We start from the raw sequence: 23,662 nt of genomic DNA on the forward strand, positions 1-23,662 counted from the left end.
TGAGGACTCAATATATATCTAATTTTCCTTTTATATTTTAGTGATACCCAATAATTTGAGCTACAGCCACGAATACTGCACCCAGTACGAACCAAGCGGCCAGTAACGGCCAAAAGAAGCGAACCCATTTCTGATATGGAATACCCGACACCGCCAAACTCCCCATTAAGGCAGAGGAAGTAGGCAAAATCATATTCGAAAATCCATCTCCCAACTGGAATGCAAGGACTGTGGTCTGCCGTGTAATACCCAACAGATCGGACAGCGGCACCATAATGGGCATCGTCGTCGCTGCCATCCCCGAACCGGAGGTAATAAATACATTCATGACATTTTGGAACACATACATACCCAGCACTTGCACGGATTCCGGCAGATGTCCCACCATGATCGCAAGGCTGTTAACGATTGAATCAATCACATTGCCGTGATCCAGCACGACGACGATGGAACGTGCAAAACCAATGATCAGGGCACCATAGGTGATATCTTTGGCCCCTTTGGCAAACTCTGTCGCAATGCGACTTGGCCCGTAGCCTGCACAAAAGCCGGAAATGACTCCCATCGAAAGAAACAGGGCAGCCAGTTCCTTCATCCACCAATCTTTTTTGGACACTCCCCAGATTAACATCGCGAAGCTTACTATAACGGTCAAAATGATCAGGATATGCTTAAGCTGTATGGAAGGCAGATTGGATAGATCCACCGGCTTGTCTTCAGCGCTCTTTTCCAATTCGTAAACGAGGCTGCTTTCCGGGCTTTTCTTCACTTTACTGGCATAACGCATAATATATAAGCTCGTAATAACGATCAGGATGACCAACAGGATGGCACGAAGCCACAGCCCTGAAAAAATAGGAATTTGCGCAATCGCCTGTGCCAATCCAACATTAAACGGGTTCAGCAGCCCGGCGGTAAACCCGCAGGAGGCTCCCAGCGAAATCATGGCCGTACCCGTCAACGCATCAAATTTCAACGCCCGGGCGATGGCAATACCAATCGGCACGAATACCATCACCTCAGTGGACATTCCCATGGTAAAACCACCTACGGAAAACAAGGTGATAAACACGGGAATGACCCATAACCCCTTGTTGGAAAAAGACCTCGCAACTCTTCCGGTCACCGCCTCAATTGTGCCCGAGGAAGTAATAATCTGAAAGACACCGCCAATGATTAGAATGAAAAAGACAACATCAGCCGAATCGACTAGACCGGATACGATGGATTTTGGGATGTCCCACAGCGTAACCGGATTCGGATCGACATGAGCGTACGAACCGGGAACGAGCAGCGTTTTGCCGGTCGTTTCATTTTTAACCCGTTCAAACTCTCCAGCGGGAACGACATAAGTCAATATTCCAGCCACTAAGGTCAGAAAAATAAGAATGACAAAGGTGTGCGGCATTTTCAGCCATTTCTTCGGACCGCTCGGTACGGTCGTGTTGCTACTCATTCGGATGCTCCCCCGTTTCTCAACGCTTGCCATTGTTCAAATTCAGTCCGTACCTCTCTCAAAGCCACCGGATCGGTTACCAGATCATAAGCGGTCAGTGCCAGCGCTTTGGCGGCATAATTCATTTCAATCATGCCTTCCTCTGCTCCAGCAAGCCGGGCAAATTCCGGCGTATGCGTGGACGCGTCACCCAATCGGATATAAGGATGAATCGCTGCAGTAATCTGGCTGACATTGCCGATATCCGACGAGCCGATCCCTCCCTGCGCAGGCGGCTCGTGAACCTCCAAACCCAGCTGCTCCAACTTGCTCTGGAACAAAGCCGCCAGCTTCTTGTTGGTATTGCGCTCCGCATAAATAAGCCCCTCGGAAATATCCACCGTCGCACCCATGCCTTCTGCCGCCGCACGAACAGCGCGGTACACCTTGTTCCTCACCTCAGCCAGACCGACGACGGTTTGCGCCCGTAAAATAAACACAGCCTCGCACAGCTCCGGCACGACATTGGGAGCATCCCCGCCTTTGGTAATAATGCCGTGGATACGTACGTCGCTGGTAACGAACTGGCGAACCGAATTAATCGCCACAAAGGCATTGATCATAGCATCCAGCGCGCTAATGCCTTTCTCCGGGGAGGATGCAGCATGAGCCTGCTTGCCATGAAACGTGAAGGTGGCGTCCACGCAGGCCAGTCCCCCGCGTAAAACCATCGTTTTATTCTGTGGATGCACCATCATCACGGCGTCCACGCCGTCGAACACACCATGCTCGCACATCATGATTTTGCCGCCGCCCTCCTCCTCGGCGGGTGTGCCCAATACCACAATACGTCCGGGTAGGTCCGATATCGCTTCTTTTAGGGCTATGGCTGCTCCGACCGATGCGGTACAGATCAGATTGTGACCGCAGGCATGTCCGATCACCGGAAGTGCGTCATACTCTGCCAGCAAAGCAATTGTCGGTCCGCCGGGCTTCCCTTCCCATTCGGCGCGGAAGGAGGTTTCCAGTCCTGCAATCCCCTTTTCCACAGCAAAACCAGCTTGCTCCAGTGTACTCGTGAGCCATCCCTGAGCCTGATATTCATGAAAGCTCAATTCAGGATGGGTATGTATTGTTCGGGCAAGCTCCCGCAACTCATGATCCTTTGCATCTACAGCCTTCAAAATCTCTTCATGGGATGACGTTCTGCCATTATGTCCGTTCGTTGTTAAATCCATCAATGGAATACCGCCTTTCATTCGCAATAACGAATAATTATACAACCAATATTCAACATTGTATAAGCGAAGACCAGTGAAGTAAATTTAATATTTTTTGGCTTTATCCTTAAAATTATTTTATATATGACATGTTTGTCCTTGATATACGCTATTTTTCACCATTAATTACGTATATTCAATGTATTTACAGCCTCAAGACTGGAGCATCCATTCTACAAATCTTTCCACTGCCATAGGACGGCTGGATTTATTTTTATACAACATCCATGTTCTACGCAGGACAGGATCTCCATTTTTACGAATCAAATTAAATGCATACAGTTCATCCTTGGGAGAGATAAATATTTCGGGTACGATTGAATATCCCAGTCCGTGCCGAACCATTTCCTTGCAGGTTTCGTAGCTATCCACCTCCATAGAAACTCGTGGTGCACGGCCTATTCTCTCACTCCACCATGCCTGTACCGATTCGTTGAACGAGGAATACATATGACCGGAAAGTTGCGGCTTCCCCGGGTCCTTATAACGAATCATTGGAAGCTCCGGCAATTGCTCAAGCTCTACAGCTTCTTTCGAGATCACGCAGATATGCTCCTCATGAAGAAGATGCTTTCCCTCAGACCAAGGGTAATCATTGCGGATAACACCCAGATGAATTTCATCCCCGCGCAGCATCTCATAGATTTCCGCACTGAGTCCGCAGGTGACTGAAAATTGCACGTCAGGATAAATATCTTTAAAGCTTTTAAGAATCGGCGGTAGCCGATAATGTCCGTAATAGCTTGAAATCCCCAAGCGCAGCGTACCTTTTACTTCCCCTCTCAGGTGAATGACAGCTTCTTTTAATTCGGTCAGTTCCCTCAAATTCCGTTTGGCATACTCCACCAGTCGCTCCCCTTCCATGGTCAGCTTCGTTCCTCTGTTCCCGCGTACAATGAGAGGTACAGCGAACTCCTTTTCCAATTGGTTCAGACGGTAGGTCCAGGCAGGCTGTGTAATATATAGACGTTCGGCGGCACGTTTCATGCTCTGTTCTTCTGCAATGTAGCACAACATTAAACAATCCTTTTCATCCACCATGATCACTCCTTCAATTCAATCATTCCTTTGTTTAGCCGTTCCTTTGTTCTCCGTAAAAAAAGCCCAGATATATCGGTCTATTATAACGTATGAAAAACTTAGGCATAAAAAAACGGACAGTGGATTGTTCCATTGTCCGTTTTCGTATTTTTCGCGCTAGTTATGGATTAGGATTCGTCTTGATTACTGCAAGCTAGTGAGGGACAAATGAACTGAAATCGTCCCGACTGGACTGATCCGCATGATAAAATACTACATCCCCGTCCTGTAAATGAAAGATATGCCCGTACGGGTCTTTTATCTCTCGGCGGTAACCCTCCAGTTGCCACTGGTTCAATAGCGGACCATTTATATACTGTAAATGCGGATGCTCGGTGTCCCCCTGACGCAGTGACTCCACATTAAAGTTGACGACGATAAAGCCCGTTTTCTTGAATATATCTGTATGCTCGTTTAGCTCCTGACGGCGACTGACCTCGCGCAAATCCGTGCCTTTGGTGACTGCGTATACATCAGCAGGCAGGCTATATTCACCATACCAGCGCTGAATCGACGCATTAGCGCGATCCACGTTGACCCCATCTGGCAGGTCTGTCTTCGGACCAATCAAGGTACGCACAGCCGCAGGCAGTACCAGCCAGTCGTAACGTCCAATCCAGGTCTTGCTGCGTGCAATACGGTGGGCATACAGGGAAACATAACGTTCCAGTGTCAACTGGCTTTGCTGTGCTTCACTCAGCTCATGCTTGTATTGGTAGGCTGACGTGTCCTGCATTTCCTCCATCGGCACATTGCGTAGCCGTTCATTCAAAATAACATATCGCTTTTCCCGGTCCTCCGCCGATCCCAAACGGATAAATTTTCGACTGCCGGAATGTGTATACAGATCCACCTCTTCCCGCTGTCGCCCATCTTTGCTCACCCAATAGAACGATGGCGTGATGCGAATACCGTCCTTGGCGCTAAACATATTGCCTTTGGTTTTGAGGTCAAACTTGAAATGATAGCCTGTCTTGACCGCCACATTTGCATAACCTTCATATGGGTGACTGCCGGGACGAACAGGCAAGGTGAGTGGCTCCGGGTTCCCTCTAGGCAACCCGTCAATATTGCCAAGCCCCGTCCAATAGGACAGGCCACTATGCGTCGAGCTTCCTTTTCGCTGCCGAAACACCCGCTCCCAATGGTAATCGGCAATATCCGTGATATGAAAATCGTACATCCGTCCGATGACCTCAATATTCACCACATCATTGGCAACATGATGGGCGATATCCGTGTTGGCATGGCGTTGTTCGGTGAACCCGTCCGGTGCATTTTCGGCAATGGTACGGAACTCAACTGTATAGTTGCCTTCATCCACCCATACGGGCAAATAAAAGTCTGTGTCGAGCTGCTGCACCGGAATGTCGATCCAGGTACCCCGCGGATAAAATTGTGTCTTCCCTTTGTCGTAAACATCGAACGGAAATCGCACCTGCTTGGTTCGTACATATTTGGCATACTCCCGATCACCATAGCCAGGAATATTTAAATGTGGGCCTGCTGTCGAGATCGTCACCCGGAAAGGGCGCTCCAAAATAAGCGCGGATCGTCCTTTCGTAGGTTGGGTTTTCTGGTTATGAGCAGCATCGTCCGACACTTTAGACAGATTCACTACGGGAGTGTGAACAGTCACCGTATTAATTCCCTGTATCGGAAACGTTTTATCCGCACCTCCATTGATATTTCCTTTGAGAATAGCGTAAGTGATGTCACCGCTGCTGGGCGTATTGGACTTATTTATCTTATACTTATCAATCACATGACCCGGACTGTACAGCACATCCGGCCCAATCGCTCCGGAAGAGGGTATAACGCCTGGCCTAGGGCCATTCACCTTAACGCGCTCCGGATTCATAATGATCTTGTTTTCAAAGGTTAGAGTGTCGTTTTCCACTTCGATTTCCTTAACAGCCCCCTCTGCCTTGGATTTCAGTGCACTACGGTCATCAGGTACACTCGGCTTGCTGCTGCCACCGTTTTTGCTACGGCTACCGCCATCCACTGTCCCGGGTGCAGGGGGCGGATAAAAATTGCCCTGAGTCGCTGCAATATAGGAAGGGGGTGTATAGGATTGCGGACGCAAAGTGATTGTTTCATTAGGTAACGCATAATTTCGGAGCGTAGCCTCCTTAATGCCGTACACCTCCAAATTATCTATCGTCCAATATGAGTATGGACGGATGATTTGGTAAGTATAGGTTCGCTTCACGGTCTCACTCCGCCGAGATTTTTTCTTAGGCCGCCAGGTCAATCGATATTCCCGTTTTACGTTCACTGTATATGTACACTGGCCTGTCATGTTCACAAACTTATGTTGAAAAAGGTATCTCTTCGCTTGCACATGACCGTATAGGCTTTCAGATGTAGGAATACCTTTGGATACGTCAAATCGTTCCCGACCACGCTGGTCCGCTTTGATAACGGCAGATACTGTCGGGTCCAGTTCGGCAGTTTCCAAGCGCAGACCTGGAACGGGGCGGGAGCAGACAACACCTTTTGTTGGCTGTTCATTATCTTGGCAATCTGAGGGTGCTCCCTCTTGACTTTCTCCAGGCTTAGGACAGCCCTGAGCTTCTTTGTAATACAAATAAGCGGTAAACTGCTCAAAAGAACCGTCATAGGTAAATCCGGGTACAATTCCCGGCAAAATATCTCCGCTTGGCGGTTTACTGGTCGTGCTTTTCTTATAACCCACATACTCATATTTCGGGTTGGTTGGCGGGGTAAAATCATACAGTTGATCAGCTTTTAATTCATCTTCTATTGGTGTAAATACGTTGTTAAGTGATTTTCCATCAGTTGTAAAATGCTTGACGATTAGACTGCTCTGCAGTTCGATCTTGAACAGGATGGGTTGGTAGATGCGCCAGGCTTCTACTTCCTTTGCACAGGTAGGGCAACTCTCTTCTTTTATATTTTCTGCTTGAACTGCTGCATTTAATCTTATATTCACAGTGATTGGAATGGTAGCTGTATCCGTTCCAATCCCCTTTTTTTGAAAAGGCCGAATATCTGAATCCTGTGTGCCTTTACTCATGTAGTCTTTGTAATCGTCATAAAGATCGGATCGGGATTTTGTAAAATAATTTTTATAATTAGGATTACCTTTGTTAACTTCTGCTACTGGATCATACAATTGTGCGTCAATCTTCTTGATCTTACGACCAGGGAAATTAAATTTGTAAGTGAATTCTGCTTCACCTTGCATGTCCTTGTCAGGCTCCTTGCCACCTGTGACCCAAGTACCTGCGGTATTTTTCCACATGTCGAAGTACATCATGCCAACAAAATAACGGTCGTTCTTATCGGCATAGTAAGACAGCGGTGTAATTTCGTTATCAGCTACCGCCTTGTCGGTAGGAAAAGAAAATGGTGGGAGCTGCAATAAGAGCAGTACCCCCACCAGCAATACGGCCAGAATGCGTTGCGTCTTCTTCATGCTGTTGTTAATTTCCTTTCCACGGATTGACCATCAATGGAATATAACTATCTGCTTGCAAGCGGAATCCAATGTACTCAATATCTTTTAGTTTCAGAGATTTATAGTTTTTTATTCCATGAAAGAGTTCATCAGCAGATGAATAAATCGGGTAATATACCATCTTTGTGCCGTCCCCGTTATCTTGTGTCATTTCTCTCAATGGAGGACGGAGACGTGCATTCTGGTTTTTGGTTATGAAAAAAATGCTACCTGCTGTAGATTTCGTTTTAACTCTCATCTTTAAGTAAGGTACACCCTTCGGACTTGTGTAGGGCTCAACGGAATAAACATCCCGAATCAGCTTAATAGGTAGATCAGACTGCTTAAAGACCATTATTTTATCGTATGGCTGGTCAGTGCTATTATTTAAAAGAGCAGGTATTGAACCGAACGCCTTCTTATACGGCTCAATACTCACCGTTTTATGCCCTGTATCCTCCAGCGCAGCAATTTCCTTCTTCCCAATCCAGACCCAGCGGCTGACCTTATCCCACTCCACCGTTTGCCCCAGACCCTCACTTACCAACCGCAGCGGCACAAAAGTACGATTCTGCTTCAAAATAATCTTCGTTTCATACGTTTTGGTCTGCCCATCCACGGTAGCGGTGTTTTGACCCACTGTCATGTTAACAGCATGTGCATCATTTTTAATCGACACAGCCAATTGACCGCCTGTTTTCTCCCAGCCTACCTTAGCCCCTAGCGCTTCGGATACAAAACGAATCGGAACCATCACATAATCGTTACTATCCTGAAAAGGTTTAGCATCTGGAAACTGTATTTTTTTTGCGTTTAACAAGACTTCAATCGGTTTAGTGCTGCTTGCTGCCTCCGTCGTTGGAATCGTACTTGTCGCGCCCCATAGCAACGTGACTACGGTCAAACTCAACATCCATTTTTTCATACTCATCTCTCTATCCCCTTTGTCAGCTTAAACTTTAAACTATGTATATCATCTCTAACCTCATAAACTTATCGCATCCCCACTTTCGGAAAATACTGGATACAACTTATATATTATAGGGTTTCCCTATTACAAAATCTATAAGAAAAACTTCTAATACAAAGCATTCCAAACAAATAGACTCTATTGAGCAAGCCCTCCCCCTAAATCATAGAACTGACTCTTTAAAAAAGTTTATATTTCCGCAAAATATCAACAAAAAAGGGCTGCCTCTCCCCTATGAAGGAAGAAACAGCCCGTGTGCTTCACGCGCAACAAAACTATGAATATATCAGCTCATACCACCATATGGATTATTCCAGCATCATCCAATATTTCTTACATCATAAATCATACCGGACTAAAAATCAAACGTTACTTTTCTCTCACGAAACATTTCAAAGATCATTCATGTATACCTGAACTTCCAGCTTGATAGCGTTGCTCATATACGCCCTTGTTAACCATCCTCAGCCCAAACAATCTGCGGATACGCTGTCCCGGCTTGGCCTTGAAGGTCACTGTCGCTTGATCCTTCCCCTCCAGATATGCAGCCGGAATAGCAGCATTAACGTTGTAAAACTTATCGGCCTCATCAAAGCCCTCACTAAAATGCTCAAGCGGATGACCGTTAATCAAAATATCAAAACCGCAGTTAGGCATTTCCAGCGTAGCTGTGTAGGTAATGACTAACAGCATCGGAGCAGATGGATCTGTATTTAAATCAAAAGAAAACCAGCCGTCAATTCCCGCATTCCGGTAAGGCCGGTTATTCACATATCCGGTACGAGTCGAAGCATCTCCCTGGAAGTTATGGTCTCGCTCCGGCTGCATTTCTCCGGGTTGGGCAAAATCAATCGTGCACTGCTCCAGAATCGCCAGCTTTTCGCGTGCCGCTGTGTATTCCTGTTCCGCCTCCTGCCACGCTTCCTTGGTAAAAATGTCCCAGTATACGGAATACGTACGGTCATGCATTTTATACAGAGGGGACAATTCCACATCCCGGGGATGCCCTGCATTCAAGGTACGAAACGTATTGGTCTTGCCCTCCACGGGCTGAATCCACGCATCCAGCTTTTCCGTTTGGGGGATGAATACTGGTGTGTACAGGAAATCCTTGGCTTTAGGATCTTCTAAGGGTCCAAGGTCGCCTGCCAGCACCAACGGTCCATACATGATAGCCGCCCGATCCGGGTTATCTGGCATCTGCTCCAGTCTCAGCGACATCGGAATCGTCACCTCTACAACGTCACCGTCAATCCACGTTCTGGCGATAGAGACAAAGCTGCCCGGTTCCGATACAATCGATTGTTCCTTGCCATTTACACGAATGGTAATTCCTTGTTCAGCCCAATATGGATAGCGGATGAGTAGCATAAATGAGGCAGGTTGATCGCATTGAATCTCCAGCGTCGTATGATCTGTATCTGGATAGGAAGTATTTTGTTTTAGCGTAACGCCCGTGTCCTTCCATTCCAGCGTGGAGGCAATGAACTGATTGACATATAGCTTATCATGATCGTGAAAATAAATGCCGCTGCCGTAGCTCGCATGGTTTTCCATCCCTGTGCCGACACAGCACGTAAAATCGTCAAATTTGCTTTCAAAATGCTTGTGCCCGCCCATCGCCAGCGACAGAAAATACGTTACGCCCCCGTGAACCGGGTCCTGCGAAGCCAAAATATGATTGAATAGACCTCGCTCATAAAAGTCCGCTTCCTTGGCGGAAGCATTCCATTGAAACAGATGATTGGTCAGCTTAAGCATGTTATAGGTATTGCACGTCTCCGTCGTATGAGGCCCGATGCGATCATTCAAGCCATCTGGCGCGCCAAAATATTCTCCAAAGCTATTCCCGCCAATGACATACGAATGATGATCCACCACCCGCTCCCAAAAAAACTCCACCGTTGCCCGGCGTTTCGTATCATTGGTCAGCTCATATTCCTTGGCAAGCCCGATCAGCTTCGGAATCTGTGTATTGGCGTGAATGCCCTGCAAACAGTCTTCCTGCGAGCTAAGCGGGTCCAGCACCAGCTTGTGCCAGAAGCATTCAGCCAGCCACAAGTAGCGCTCTTCCCCGGTATCCGCATACAAATCGGCCAATACCTCATTCATGCCTCCATATTCGCAAAACATCATCTGCTGGAGCTGCTCATCGCTCATCGGCTTCATAATTCCTTCGAGCCAGTCCGCCAGCTTGCGCTCTACATCTAATGCCTTATCACAGCCTGTCAAATGGTGCGCATCCCGCAGGCCAGCGAATAACTTGTGCAGTGTATACAAGGGTGCCCAGGCACCGTTCAGGTCAAAGCCCTTCGAGCGAATATTTCCAGCAGACACCTCTTCAAAAAGTTCCTTCCCCCCTGGAATACCGGATACATATCCGTCACCATGCGCCGCCTGACAAACGGCTAGTTCATCCGTAATGTAATGTGCAATTTCTTTAAAACGCTCATCGCCCGTTGAAGCATACATCATGGAGCAAGCGGACAAGTAATGTCCCAGTGTATGACCGGAAATAGTCATCGCTTCCCAGCCTTCATACTGAGGCGCTTTGGGCGTAAGTCCGGCATATTCCCGAAAACGCGCCAGCAGGCGGTCTGGTTGAAGCTCCAACAGATAAGATCGGTTCAGCTCCATCGCCTGTTTGAAGGGACCTTCAGCCAATACCACCTCATTCAGTGCGAACGGCCTTGCTTTCATATGGGCTTTTGCTTTAAGAGTCACTTTCCGTTCCTCCTTTAAGGCGAATTTGGGATAAAAAAATGCATATCAAACACAATGAGCCGTTACGCGCCGCTGCCAGAGGTTTGCCCCCACTGCTGGTACAGCTGCGTTCTCGCCTCTGTAATGCCGGGATGAAACTGAATCAGCGCATGCTTGCGTGCAAAATGGACCTCACAGATCGCCTCCTGCACCCGCTGTTCCCCGCCTGCTCCGCCGAGTCCAGCGGCATGGAGCATGGAAGCGGCGGCTAATCGACCTTGGGCCATCGCGACCAGCCCGCTTTCGATGCCGGTAATATTGCCGGCAACGTACAGCCCTTTGAGCGAGGTTTCCATTCGCTCACCATGCAGTGGAACATGCCCGCCTAGCTCAGGGCTGTACACGAACTTGCATCCGGCTACCGCCGCCAGCTCGGCGAGCGGGTACAAGCCGCCGCTCAGCGCCACGAAGTCGGCGGGTTCGACGCGCTCGCTGCCGGGAATAGGCGAGCCGTCCGGTTTAACGTGGATCAGGGTCACAGATTCGACCCGGTCCTGCCCGTTGACGGACAGCACCGCCGTCCGCAACCGGATCGGGATATCCCACAGACGGAAGCCTTTGTGGGGATAGCAGCACGCGATGAGTTTCTCCATCCGCATCGCAGCTGCCAGCCTGCCGCCTGCACGCATCCAGGCGGCAGGGGCCAGCCCCGACAGCTGAAGTAGCAGCTTCGCGGAGGCTGTCGGATCTGCCGCCGCACCAGCCAGCGGATTAGCGCACGGCAGTGTAATCGCCGCCACCTTCACCCCGGCGACAGACAGCTCGCGGGCAATCGCCATCGACAATACGTTCATGCCCACTATGATGCCTCGCTCTCCTGGCTTAACGTAATGAACGTTGGTCATCACCTGCGCGGCCCCGATGGACATCACGCCCGGCAGCGTCCAGCCATCCAGCGGAACGGGAATTTCAGCAGCTCCAGTCGCCAGCAATACGTAATCCGCAGTGAACAATCCACAGGAAGTGGAAATTTCCCACGTCGTTGTATATTCCATACCATGTACGGAAACGCCGCAGCGAATGTCCACCCCAAGTTCCCTGCAACGGGTAATCAGCTCATCCGAAACGTGTTTTCCAACCCACCAGCCTTGACTGCCTTCCTCATGATATTGCCCGGGCATGCGTCCACCCGGCTCTGTAAACTCATCCAGTACCGTGACTGGCAATCCTTGCTCAGCAGCCGATACCGCTGCGGACAATCCGGCGGGACCCGCCCCAATGACGATGAGATGCGCCATTTCATTCATGTCACAATTCTCCCTGTGATTTCATTCGAAAGTTGCCGTCCGGTTTCCACCACCATACCTTCCTCCAGCTTGGTCAGGCAGGAACGGACGGTACCGAACGGATGAACCGTCAGGCGGCATTCGTTACAATGCCCAATGGCGCAGTATACACCTCTAGCCGTACCGGATTCCTCATGCCTTCTCAGCAAACGGACACCGCTGGCCAGCAGCGTTGCTGCCAATGGCTCTCCGGCCAATCCCTGCATAGGACGACCGTCAAAAATAAAAGATACCTGCCGCCGTTCCGGCTTTGGTCCCAAAATAGGGTGATTTACAATACGCATGCGGCTCATAAGGAACCTCCCTCTGCCAGCTGCCCGAACGTTACGGGACGTACGGGAGGCCTCTGTGACAACAGCTCCGCCTCCCGGCGGGCAGCAGGAACCTGATTGTAAAACCATGACTCCACCAATTGTCGGCATACCCTGCCCTGACATGCCCCCATCGTCACCCGCGTAGCCATTTTAAGCTGGCGCACGGTGTCCACGCCCATGCGGCAGGCCTGCTCCATCTGTGTGATACTCACTTCTTCACAGCGACATACGAGCAAATGACCTGATGCGCTCTCAACCGTCTCACTTCGTCCCGTCGCCCGCTTACTCATAGCTGATCGCGCAGGTTTTAATCGCTGAATAAAAATCCAGCGCCGCCTGGCCCTGTTCCCGGGTATGTGAACTGGATTGCTTCAGACCGCCGAACGGAGCCTGGTATTCGACACCAGCCGTCTCCTGATTAACCCGGACCATACCGGCGTTCGCCTCATCCAGAAACCGGTGAGCCAACCGCAAATCGCGGGTGAATAGAGAGGCACTTAATCCATAAATAGAATCATTGCACAGTCGAATCGCATCCTCGAAGTCGTCCGCCTGCATTACCCCCATCACAGGTCCAAAAATCTCCTCCTGAATCAATGGATGGGACGAATCAAGTCCAGTCGCCACCATCGGACGCACATAATATCCGTTATCCGTCCCGGCGGCGGCTCCACCTTCGGCTAAAATATCGGCTTCCCGGCGGGCGAGTGATACATAGGACATGACCTTCTCATACTGACCTGCCGATGCCACAGGTCCAAGATACGCATTGGGGTCAAGCGCCGGAGCGATCTGTATTTTTTCCACCGCTTGGCGTAAGGCTTCCGTGAATGTCTCATAGACAGACTGTTCCACAATCACCCGACTGGTGGCCGTGCATTTTTGCCCGGCTGAACGGAAAGCTCCGCTAACAATCATCGCTACTGCTTGCGCCACATCCGCGTCCTTCAGCACCACAGCGGCATTTTTACCGCCCATCTCGGTCTGGTACTTGATATTACGGCGTGCGCACCGTCCCGCAATGCCCAAACCTGTAGCAGTAGAACCCGTGAAGCTGACCGCATCCAGTACCGGATGCTCCAGTAAGGCATCGCCAATACGGTTACCTTGCCCAATGACTAAGTTCAGCACGCCGGGCGGAAGCTGCACCGCCTCGAATAGCTCGGCGACCCGTACTGCAGTTAATGAAGCATGTTCGGCAGGCTTCCAGATGACCGTGTTTCCGCACAAGAGTGCAGGGGCGATTTTCCATAGCGGAATAGCTACCGGAAAATTCCACGGCGTAATGACTGCCGTTACACCCAGCGGAATGCGCTTCGTGTATTGGAGCACTCCCGGCTCATTCGAAGGAATGACTGTACCGATGGATCGTACGCCCTCTGCCGCGTAGTATCGGAGCAGATGGACACCTCGCATGACCTCTCCGCGCATCTCGGTAATCGGCTTGCCCATCTCACGGCTAGCCAGCTCAGCCAATTCAGGTAATGCTGCCTCTAGTAACCCGGCTGCTTTGAACAGATAAACTCCCCGTGCTGCGGGACTTAACGCGGCCCAACCCGCCTGAGCCAGCCGTGCCGCATCCCCGGCCTGTGTAATATCGCCCGTTTCTGAAAAATGGACGACTCCGACCTCCTCCTTCAAGGCCGAAGGATTGTGAACCACCATTTCCTCGCCTGAAGGGTTCTGCCACTCACCGCCGATCCAATTTCGGCTCTCCATCGTCTTCACCTCCATTCAGGATGAAACTTCGCTTGGACGAACCGCCACCTCAAATGCTTCCCGAATGCGGTCATAATCCGCCTGCGGCAGCGCAAGTCTGGGCGGACGTGTCGGACCGACCGGAAATCCAGCCAGCTCCATCATATATTTGATGGACTGTACCAATTGCGGGCTGGCATCATAGTGGAACAGCGGCAGCAGCCTGCGATACAACGCGGACGCTTCCGCCATATTTCCCGCCTGCGCAAGTCGGAACAGCTCTACCCCTTCCTTGGGCAGCGCATTAGGTACCCCCGAAATCCAGCCTGTCGCGCCGAATAATGCCCCCTCCATCGCCAGATTATCTACTCCGACCATGACCTCCAGCTCTGTCTGATCCAAAATAGCGTGAATACGCCGTACATCACCGGAAAATTCCTTGACTGCTACGATATTTTCAATTCGCGACAAGTCCGCAAGAATATCTGGAGTCAAGTCAACCTTGTAATCATGGGGGTTGTTATACGCAATGATCGGCAAGCCCACCTCCGATAATGCTTCATAATGGGCCGTTACCTCGTGAGGCAGTGGATTATAATTAATGGGCGGCAGTGCCATGACACCCGCTGCTCCGGCATCCTTCGCATGCTGAATCCAATGCACCGCCTGTTTGGTGGACGGAGCCGCCGAGCCGACAACAACCGGGACACGCCCTGCCGCAGCGTCAATTACGGTATGCACAACCTGCGACCGTTCCTCCGGGGACAAAGCCGCATATTCTCCCAGCGATCCCGTAGGAACCAGTCCGCTAATGCCGCTTGCAATCAGATGCTCGCACAGCTCGGTCAGACGCTTATGGTCTACCTCCAGCTCTGCCGTGAACGGTGTAACCAAGGCCACATATACACCTTCAAAACGTGCCATATGCTCACCAACCCTTTCCCATCTTTATTTTCATATTCATCATTCGGGAATGATGCAAAATGCTCACATCAGCAAAAAACCTTCTTTAAGCGGGTCCTCGGGGTCCAACACAAATTGATGATGTCCCGTCACCCAAGCCGAGCCTGTAATTTGTGGAATGACTGCCGGATAAGGACCTATCTGCGTCTCGCCCACGATTTCAGCCCGAAACATGGAACCTGTGATGCTTTCATGCACAAACGGCTCATTTAAGCCCAGTTTTCCCTTGGCGTGCAGCACCGCTACCTTGGCCGAGGTTCCTGTGCCACAAGGAGAACGATCGATACCTCCCGGTGGGATGACGACGACATTGCGGCAATCGGCCTGTGGAGCCACAGGCTCCCCGTAAAATTCAATATGCGTCAATCCTTGAATAACCGGATTTTCAGGATGTACTACCTCAACAACAGCATTCACTGCCTCCCGAATCTGCACTGCTGTTCGTACAATTTTTGCCCCATTGCTCTGCTCCAGTGCAAGACCGATGGAAGCCGCCTCTACAATGCCGTAAAAGTTGCCCCCATACGCAATATCCAGCGTGACTTGACCGATATCCTCTACCTGGACCTCAACCTCACGGCGGTACACAAAAGAAGGGATGTTCGTGAACGTTACTTGCCGCACCTTGCCCGCATCCACCTTCAGCCGCACATGAACCGGGCCTGCCGGAGTGTCCAGCAATATTGATTTTTTATCCGCAGCAATCAGCCCGCCTTCCATCAGCGCTGTACATACTCCAATCGTATCGTGACCGCACATCGGTAAATAGCCGCCAGTCTCTATAAAAACCACACCGATATCTGCATCTGGATGACAAGGTTCTGTTAAAATGCAGCCCGACATCACCTCATGCCCTCGCGGCTCGAACATCAGCAGACGGCGAAAATCATCATGATGTGCTGCCATATAAGTCATTTTTTCCAGCATCGTATGACCTACCAGCTTAGGCGCGCCGTGAATGACCGTCCGCGTTGGATTGCCTCCCGTATGGGTATCAATGGTAGTAATTCTGCTCGGTACACTCATCCGGTTACCTCCCCGTGAACCTCGTGGCTGGTAAAAGCCTCCCCAAATCGGTCATATCGCAGCGGCTCCACCGGAATACAAGTGGATTCACTGCGTACCATTTCGGTCACCAGCTTACCCGTAACCGCCGCAAGACTGATGCCATCCCCCTCATGGCCAGAAGCGATAAACAACCCCGGTACTTCGTCCACCGCTGATACAATTGGCAAATGATCAGGTGTCCATGGACGCAAGCCGGTATACGCCCGCATCAGCGGTATATTGGCTAAAGCAGGGAAAAAGCGAATGGCTCTGCGGGCGATTAAGCGAATCACTTGCTGATCGACACGTGTGTCCATACCGACAAACTGACGGCTGCTGCCGATCAGAATGTTTTGAGATGCGGTTGGCTCGAATACTAGCGCTACACCATATTTTTCATAAAGCTCACCCACACTCCGCTGACCACCAAACTTGCTCATCAGATAGCCGAACTCCATTACCTTGCGGTTCCCAATGGAAGGCATTCGGGCAGACACCAGTATATGCCCTTTGCGCGGCATGATCGGAAGGTCCAAACCGAGTGAATGACCGATGCTGCGTGTCCACACACCTGTCGCCAATACCACTGCACCTGCATGGATAGCGCCATTAGGCGTCTCCACCCCGCGGACGTTCCCCCTTTCGTCCTGAAGGATGGACTGTATCGGCATGCGCGGTAATAACTTGGCCCCCATCCGACGCGCGGCCTCGGCCAGTGCATACGTCATCAACACCGGATTTACAGTGGAATCTGTCGCACACTCCAGCCCGCCCGGCAAATCTTTCGCTAAATGCGGCCATTCCTCTCGCAAATCCTGCTGATCCAGCATGCGAAATGGAAGTCCTTCCTGCTCTTGACGGGTTACCCATTGCTCAGCCGCTTGCATCTCCTGATCGTTTTCACAGACCAGAATACTGCCAGGCGCACGATACTCGAACTCATCCTCCAGTTCCCTAGCCAGCTCTGCCACCAGCTCCTGCGATACCAACGACATTCGACTGTCAAACCCGGGCTCTTTATCGATTGCCAATATATTTCCATCACAACGGGACGAAGTGCCTCCTGCAATCTCCCCTCGCTCAGCCAGCACGACCTTCATACCGGACTTAGCCGCATAATAAGCGATGGCTGTACCGATGATTCCGCCGCCTACAATGACCAGATCCGCGGCATCATGTTTCATTCGCTTCCCTCCCTTCGACCGTTTTAATCTGTTTGTGAGGTATTATTTACAGCTTGAGCGTAAAGCTTTGTTTCACAGGCTTGCTCAGCTCATCATAATCCCGTAACTGTACGGTGAACGTATACGTCTTGTTGCCTGCTCCGCTGCCTGCTGTTCCGCTAATCGTTCCTGTAAAGCGGTCCAGTGTGAACCCTGCGGGCAGTTGACCGCCTGTCACCGTCCAATCGTAAAACGGAACGCCTCCCTTGGCCTCCAGCTTGGCCGTGTACGTTTTACCTTTGACGGGTGCAGGCAATTCCTTCGTCATGATTTCTGGCGCGAGGAAAGGAGTCAGGTCCTTACGCAGCGGCCAGCCTGCTTTTTCTGCTACCAGCAGCGAAAGCTTCGTGTTCATCCAACGCCGGGTCGGAAACAGATGGCGCCAGCCTCCATTTTGACCGCTCAATCGGTCGACTTCTGCAAGCTCTCCGGAGAGATGATAGCTGTCGTCCAGCGCGGCTGGTCTGTGCTGATAAGCCATAATATCCGGGTCATTGCCCGCCGCTTCCTTCAGCGCTTTGACACCCGGGAATGTGTCGCTGAATACAATCGCATGACCGAATTCATGCATGATCAGCCCATGCACATCCGTCACTTTGGACAGATCGGATTGATACCATTCTTCATCGTCCACGGATGTAAATGGAATCGCATCATCATAGAAATCCAGAATCAAACTATAGGAACGGTTCAGGTTCCCCGGGACGGTCACACCGTTACGTGTATGATAATTGCCGTTCGTGGCTGGAAAGCCCGTAGAATAGGGTCCGTTCAGCCCTCTCATAAACACCCACATGCCTTTGTAGGGCTTATCATTTGTCACCTGTATTTCATTTTGCCAGTCGTCTCCTGGCAGATGGTTTACCTCAGCGTTGGCAGGAACCTCATCGAAAGGAGCCAGATCAAAGAAATAGAACCAGTCCTTTACCGCCAGCTCTGCGGCTTTTTTGGTAGCCGCATCATTGAAATAAGGCTTGATCGTATCGAAGCGGTAATCAAAATGGAGAGGGACTGTGGGCTCTTCATTATCGTCCTGATCCAACACGCGAATCGGAATGGACTGAGTAGTCGTGTGACCATCATTTCCGGCAACGGACATAGACAGCGTATAGTTCTCTATTTCACCGTTTCCTCCAATCCGGTCAGGATGGATGGCTAACCGAAAATCTTTTTCCTCCTGTGCATTGGCAAAAGTCAGCGTTTTGCTTGCACCTTGCGCCGACAAAGTACTTGGCAGATCCATCATCAGCCGGGACGTGCCCTGCGCATTTAACGTAACCGTTAACGGAAAAGCGGCATCCGCTGGCGGCTTCACTTTTAGCTTCACATACGGGTTCGCCAGATATCCTTGCCAATCAACCAGATCTATACCATAATCGTTCACCGTCCGACTAAAGATGTCGATGACTTTTACATCCGACTCTGCCTCGGCATAAGCCTGTTGACCCGGAATAGCTGGTGTCAAAGCCACAATGAGAGAAGCCGCCAGTGCAGTCAGCCATATTTTGGTGTGCCTTTTATGCGTGTTCATTTGATCCCCTCCATCTCATTTTTGAATGACTTGCAAACTATGGACAGTTACCTATAACGCCACTGCGTTTTATAATAAAAGCAGTTCCTTAGGCGAAGAGGTCAGTACCTTGACACCGTCATCTGTGATCAGCACATCGTCCTCAATGCGAACCCCGCCGAAGCCTGGGATATAAATTCCCGGTTCCACAGTAATGACGTGACCCGGTACGAGCACCGACTTGCTTTCGCGGGACAGCCGTACCTGCTCGTGAATTTCCAGACCAAAACCGTGGCCCAGCCCGTGACCGAACTGCTCCCCATAGCCGTAAGAAGCAATCACATCCCGCCCCAGACTGTCTCCCTCCCGACCGCTTATGCCGGGACGAAGTCCTGCAATCGTCTTCATATTTGCTTCCAGCACAATGGCATACAATTTCTCATGTCGTTCTGAGGGCTGGCCTACGAATACGGTACGCGTGATATCGGATAGATAACCACGCACATTTGCGCCAAAATCCATTGTGACGAACTCGTTCTGACCAATTTCCTTGTCACTGGCCAGTCCGTGCGGCAGCGCCGAACGCTCACCTGAAGCGACAATGAACGCAAAACCGCCTGATTCCGCGCCTGCGAGCCGAAGCTGATATTCCAGTTCCGCCGCAATCCGCCGCTCTGTAACTCCAGGCTGAATACAATTCAGCACCTCCGTGAAGGCGGCATCGGTAATACGCGCAGCTTCGCTAATGGTGCGAATCTCTTCTTCGTCTTTCACATCGCGCAGCCGTTCAATGACATCCTCCGTTTGTACGTACTCCAACGAGCCCAGCGCGGCTTGTAGCTGTCCCGACTGTTGAAGTGAGACATGCCGGCTCTCCAAACCCAGTCTGTAGACACCCAATTTACTTGTGAGATCGGCCACGGTTTGAAAGATTTGCGCCTCATGCCGAATCACTGAATATTCCACTGCCTGATCTGTTGCCTGCATCATATAGCGGAAATCCGTCACTAAAAAAGCCTCTTCCTGCGTAACAAGCGCAATTCCAGCGGAGCCTGTAAATCCGGTCATATATCTTCGATTAGGCCCATGTGTAATAAGCAGTGCATCTATCCCTAGATCCGGGAATTCCGAGCGTAACCGGGCCAGTCTGCCAGGAACACCCTGTAACGGTTTTGTCTTTTGACTCTCTTCCTCTTTCACTCGTACGCCTCCTTATTCCACATCTCTTTTCAGGGCATATGCCTTGGAACACACTCTCCACTTGCTTTGAACACATCTATGCTCTTCTCGCTGCCGCATTCCCGTAAGTCCTGCGCCCAATTCTCCGTCTCTTTTTCAAGCACATCAGCGCGTCCCAGCTTCCTTTAGCCTTTAATCCCTGTCAATGTGATGCCTTCGATAAAATAGCGCTGTCCGATAAAAAATATCAGGACGATGGGTGCCAAAATCGTGCTGGAAGCCGCCATCAGGTAAGGCCAGTTGGTATTGTTCAATCCCCGAAAGGTCGCTAGCCCCAGCGCTAGCGTAAAATGCTTTTCGTCACTTAAGTAAATAATCGGGCCCAAAAAATCATTCCACACATCAATAAATGTAAATATTCCGATCACGATCAATGCAGGCGAAGATAAAGGAATAATGACGCGCCATAGTACAGTCAGAGGCGTACCTCCGTCCATATAAGCCGCTTCGTCCAAATCGCGTGGAATCGTCAGCATGAATTGTCGCATCAAAAAGATGTTAAACGCCCCTCCACCGAACCATGCAGGAACAATCAGCGGCAGAAATGTATTCAGACCGCCCAGCTCACGCCACATCACGAAAGTGGGAATTAGCGTCACCGCGTAAGGCAGCATCATCGACCCGATCAGCAGAGAAAAGATCAGATTACGTCCAGGCCAGCGTAGGCGGGCAAAAGTAAACGCCGATACAATCGAGGTCAACATCACTCCTGCCAGCACACATACCTCAATGATGAACGTATTCATAAAATACCTGCCGAACGGTACTGAAGTCAGCGCTTCCGGGTAATTGCTCCATTGAAAAGGAGAGGGTATCCACTCTGGCGGGAACACGAAAATTTGGGATGTCCCCATCAGAGAGCTACGAATGAGCCATACAAATGGCAACAGCATTAAAACACTACCTATCATTAAAACGATATACAGTACAACACGGCTGATTGGGAATGGTTTGGAACGGGTGGCGGTAGCAGGACTTCGGGAGCGTTCAGGCTGTGGAAGCGGATGTTGTGGTGTTTCTGAAGGATTGACAGAAGAAGTGACCTGATTCATGAACGTTCCCCTCCTTCATAGTGGACCCACTTTTTGGATGTGGAGAAAATCAGAACCGTTAGGACCAAGATGACGAAAAATAAGATCCAGGCCAGCGCTGAGGCGTAGCCGATTTTAGTCTCCGTAAAGGCCGTACGCCACAAGTAGAACACATAGAACAGGGTTGAATTGTTAGGCCCTCCGTTGGTCATAACATACGCCTGATTGAATGCCTGAAAGGTGCTGATTAAAGACATGACCAGATTGAAGAAAATAGTTGGTGTCATCGAAGGAATGGTAATGTGAAAAAATTTGTGCCACCTATTGCCGCCGTCTACCTCAGCTGCTTCATACAGATGGGTGGGAACCGACTGAAGTCCCGCCAAAAAGATAATGACCGTGTTCCCGATTCCCCAGGTGCTCATCATGATCAGCGAGGGTATTGCAGTGCTCTCGTCATAAATCCATTTGCTCCCCGGCAGTCCAACGCTCTCCAGCAGCGAATTTAACAGACCAAAATCCGGGTTGAACATCCACAGCCACAGCATCGTGTTGGCAATACTCGGTACAATGGTAGGTAAATAATAAATCGTACGGAACACCGACAAACCCTTCACCTTTTGATTTAATAACAGCGCAATGATAAAAGCTGCCGCCAAGCCTAGAGGTACGCTACCCAGTGCATAATATGTGGTCACGAACATGGATTGGGAAAAGGTAGCATCCTCGGTCAAAATGGTTCGGTAATTGTCCAATCCGATAAAGGTCATCTGTCCGCCAATCGTCCAATCGGTTAAGCTGAATACGAACGAGGCCGCAATCGGTCCAATTGTAAATATCATTAATCCGAGGATGGCAGGAAGCGCGAATAGCAGACCCCAGTTTCGCTCCATGCGCATCATTCCTGATTTTGGTCGCTTCATGGGCTGTTCTCCTTTCGCAGCTGTCCCGCCGCATTATTCATCCGGGTATACTCCTTGAAGCAATGGCTGAATGATAGGTTCCAGTTCATCCAGCGCCTGCTGCGGCGTCTTCTTGTTCGTCCAAATCAGATCCAGCCCTGGGGTCAGCTTGGAACCGATATCAGGCCAGTTGCGAAGGGTCGAAGTTGACGGCTTGATCGCATAATCTCTGGCATACTCAATGCCAGCCTTTTGAAATTCCGGTGGATGTGCGGCATTATTTGTCCATGACTGGATGGCCTGCTCATCGGTATAATATTTTTCCTCGATAGGCATCCAAAGACCAGACTTGAACAGATCCACCTTTTCGGGATTGTTATGGTACAAATAAAATTCGAGCGCTTCCTTCGGGTGCTTGGTGCTCTGGAAAATGACCGTGGCTCCCGCAACAATCATCGTTTTGGGTTCTTTTAGCTTCGGCAGAACGCCGATACTCCATTGCAGCTGCTTGTTGTTCGAAAAATCGAGCAGGGACCATGTCCCGTCTACCACCATTGCGACCTTTCTTGTCTGAAGCCGAATCGTATTGGACGGCATGTCCTGCTGCTGGATCAAATCAGGAGAAACATGCTCCTTGAAAACCAGATCCTGCAACTTCTGAAAAACCTCCACCGACTCAGGACTGTTCAGGGTGTACTTCTTGCCCGTTTTGTCAGTCAAACCTCCACCGTTGCTCGCTAAAAGCGGCCCCCAGGAGCTGCGGTCATTGCCAAAGGCAAAGCCGTATTGCACAATATTTTTCGGATCAAATCCACTGTCTCCCGGATGCTTGCCGTTCTGATCCTTGGTCAGCTTTTTGGCAATTTCCAGAAATTCATCCCATGTCCACGCTTTTTGAGGATCAGCCGGAGGGACGGGTACCCCTGCTTCTGTAAACAACTCCTTGTTGTAAAATAACTGCATCACTTCCAATGCGGTGTAATTTCCGATAGACTTGCCAGGTTCGCTGTAGAGATAGGAGGATTTGAGCTTGTTTTTTAATTCGGGATATTCGTCATAATAAGAGGATAAATCCAGGAGTCTGCCTTCACTTGCCCATTTCATCGTGAGGGAATCGCCCAAGTAGGCGATATCAGGAAGCTGATTGGCAGCCATTAACGTGTTAATTTTCGTCGTGTAGTCACCAGGGACATGCTCGCCCTTCACCCGAATGTTCGGGTGGGATGTATTAAAGCTTTGAATCATTTTTTCCATCGCCTGCTTCTCGTCATTGCTTCCCCAGTACATGAACTTGAGTTCGACCGCATTGGGATTAGCCGGTTCGCCAGCGTTACCACTGCAAGCCGTCAGCCCTGTCAACATCGCCGTCATCACGAGAGCCATCCATGTCCGTAACCTTCGTTTCAGCAAATCAACCGGCCCCTTCCTGAACTGGTTTCTCCTTACAAGCCTATT

At 50.3% G+C, this 23,662-nt stretch carries 18 protein-coding genes; all 18 read right to left on the reverse strand.

The genetic code is table 11. From position 1 onward, the window contains the following. Positions 1-37 precede the first annotated feature (37 nt). A complete protein-coding gene (locus tag MHB54_RS07755; RefSeq protein WP_076157707.1) occupies positions 38-1,456 on the reverse strand; it encodes a YfcC family protein in 1,419 nt (472 codons plus the stop codon). After that, on the reverse strand, positions 1,453-2,673 hold the full coding sequence (locus MHB54_RS07760) for a M20 family metallopeptidase (protein ID WP_264454110.1): 1,221 nt from the start codon (positions 2,671-2,673) through the stop codon (positions 1,453-1,455). The genes MHB54_RS07755 and MHB54_RS07760 overlap by 4 nt, the downstream gene beginning before the upstream one ends. Before the next feature lie 195 nt (positions 2,674-2,868). Continuing rightward, positions 2,869-3,756 carry a LysR family transcriptional regulator gene (locus MHB54_RS07765; RefSeq protein WP_340981501.1) on the reverse strand — a complete coding sequence of 296 codons (888 nt, stop codon included), beginning with the start codon at positions 3,754-3,756 and terminating at the stop codon, positions 2,869-2,871. Between the two features lie 193 nt (positions 3,757-3,949). Next, positions 3,950-7,240, reverse strand: a complete 3,291-nt coding sequence (locus MHB54_RS07770) for a DUF5704 domain-containing protein (RefSeq protein ID WP_264454111.1) — start codon at positions 7,238-7,240, stop codon at positions 3,950-3,952. A 7-nt stretch (positions 7,241-7,247) separates the two neighbouring features. After that, a complete protein-coding gene (locus MHB54_RS07775; RefSeq protein ID WP_264454112.1) occupies positions 7,248-8,192 on the reverse strand; it encodes a copper amine oxidase N-terminal domain-containing protein in 945 nt (314 codons plus the stop codon). A gap of 438 nt (positions 8,193-8,630) precedes the next feature. After that, positions 8,631-10,931 (reverse strand): glycoside hydrolase family 127 protein, encoded by a 2,301-nt coding sequence (locus MHB54_RS07780; protein WP_340982136.1) that lies wholly within the window; start codon positions 10,929-10,931, stop codon positions 8,631-8,633. Between the two features lie 86 nt (positions 10,932-11,017). Beyond that, positions 11,018-12,241, reverse strand: coding sequence for an NAD(P)/FAD-dependent oxidoreductase (locus tag MHB54_RS07785; RefSeq protein WP_080751603.1), 1,224 nt, complete (start codon positions 12,239-12,241; stop codon positions 11,018-11,020). After that, complete coding sequence (locus MHB54_RS07790) at positions 12,238-12,573, reverse strand: (2Fe-2S)-binding protein (protein ID WP_028543232.1); 336 nt, start codon at positions 12,571-12,573, stop codon at positions 12,238-12,240. Before MHB54_RS07790 ends, MHB54_RS07785 begins: the two co-directional genes overlap by 4 nt. Next, positions 12,570-12,884 (reverse strand): (2Fe-2S)-binding protein, encoded by a 315-nt coding sequence (locus tag MHB54_RS07795; protein WP_340981502.1) that lies wholly within the window; start codon positions 12,882-12,884, stop codon positions 12,570-12,572. The genes MHB54_RS07790 and MHB54_RS07795 overlap by 4 nt, the downstream gene beginning before the upstream one ends. Then, positions 12,877-14,313 (reverse strand): aldehyde dehydrogenase family protein, encoded by a 1,437-nt coding sequence (locus MHB54_RS07800; RefSeq protein WP_023987255.1) that lies wholly within the window; start codon positions 14,311-14,313, stop codon positions 12,877-12,879. The genes MHB54_RS07795 and MHB54_RS07800 overlap by 8 nt, the downstream gene beginning before the upstream one ends. Before the next feature lie 15 nt (positions 14,314-14,328). After that, entirely contained in the window at positions 14,329-15,216 is an 888-nt protein-coding gene (locus MHB54_RS07805; protein ID WP_028543234.1) for a dihydrodipicolinate synthase family protein, read from the reverse strand. A 63-nt stretch (positions 15,217-15,279) separates the two neighbouring features. Further along, positions 15,280-16,281 carry a proline racemase family protein gene (locus MHB54_RS07810; protein WP_028543235.1) on the reverse strand — a complete coding sequence of 334 codons (1,002 nt, stop codon included), beginning with the start codon at positions 16,279-16,281 and terminating at the stop codon, positions 15,280-15,282. Then, the gene (locus MHB54_RS07815) at positions 16,278-17,486 is read right to left on the reverse strand and encodes an NAD(P)/FAD-dependent oxidoreductase (RefSeq protein WP_028543236.1); all 1,209 of its coding nucleotides are present in this window, start codon (positions 17,484-17,486) and stop codon (positions 16,278-16,280) included. Before MHB54_RS07815 ends, MHB54_RS07810 begins: the two co-directional genes overlap by 4 nt. Before the next feature lie 46 nt (positions 17,487-17,532). Continuing rightward, positions 17,533-19,056 (reverse strand): Ig domain-containing protein, encoded by a 1,524-nt coding sequence (locus MHB54_RS07820; protein ID WP_068938456.1) that lies wholly within the window; start codon positions 19,054-19,056, stop codon positions 17,533-17,535. Between the two features lie 69 nt (positions 19,057-19,125). After that, on the reverse strand, positions 19,126-20,235 hold the full coding sequence (locus MHB54_RS07825; protein ID WP_076264464.1) for a M24 family metallopeptidase: 1,110 nt from the start codon (positions 20,233-20,235) through the stop codon (positions 19,126-19,128). Between the two features lie 164 nt (positions 20,236-20,399). Continuing rightward, positions 20,400-21,326 (reverse strand): carbohydrate ABC transporter permease, encoded by a 927-nt coding sequence (locus MHB54_RS07830; RefSeq protein WP_023987249.1) that lies wholly within the window; start codon positions 21,324-21,326, stop codon positions 20,400-20,402. Then, entirely contained in the window at positions 21,323-22,228 is a 906-nt protein-coding gene (locus tag MHB54_RS07835) for a carbohydrate ABC transporter permease (RefSeq protein ID WP_023987248.1), read from the reverse strand. Before MHB54_RS07835 ends, MHB54_RS07830 begins: the two co-directional genes overlap by 4 nt. Before the next feature lie 33 nt (positions 22,229-22,261). Then, positions 22,262-23,617: an ABC transporter substrate-binding protein gene (locus MHB54_RS07840; RefSeq protein ID WP_340981503.1), complete on the reverse strand. Its 1,356-nt coding sequence runs from the start codon at positions 23,615-23,617 to the stop codon at positions 22,262-22,264. Positions 23,618-23,662 lie beyond the last annotated feature (45 nt).

The sequence above is a fragment of the Paenibacillus sp. FSL M7-0802 genome (assembly GCF_038004945.1).
Taxonomy (GTDB): Bacteria; Bacillota; Bacilli; order Paenibacillales; family Paenibacillaceae; genus Paenibacillus; species Paenibacillus polymyxa_B.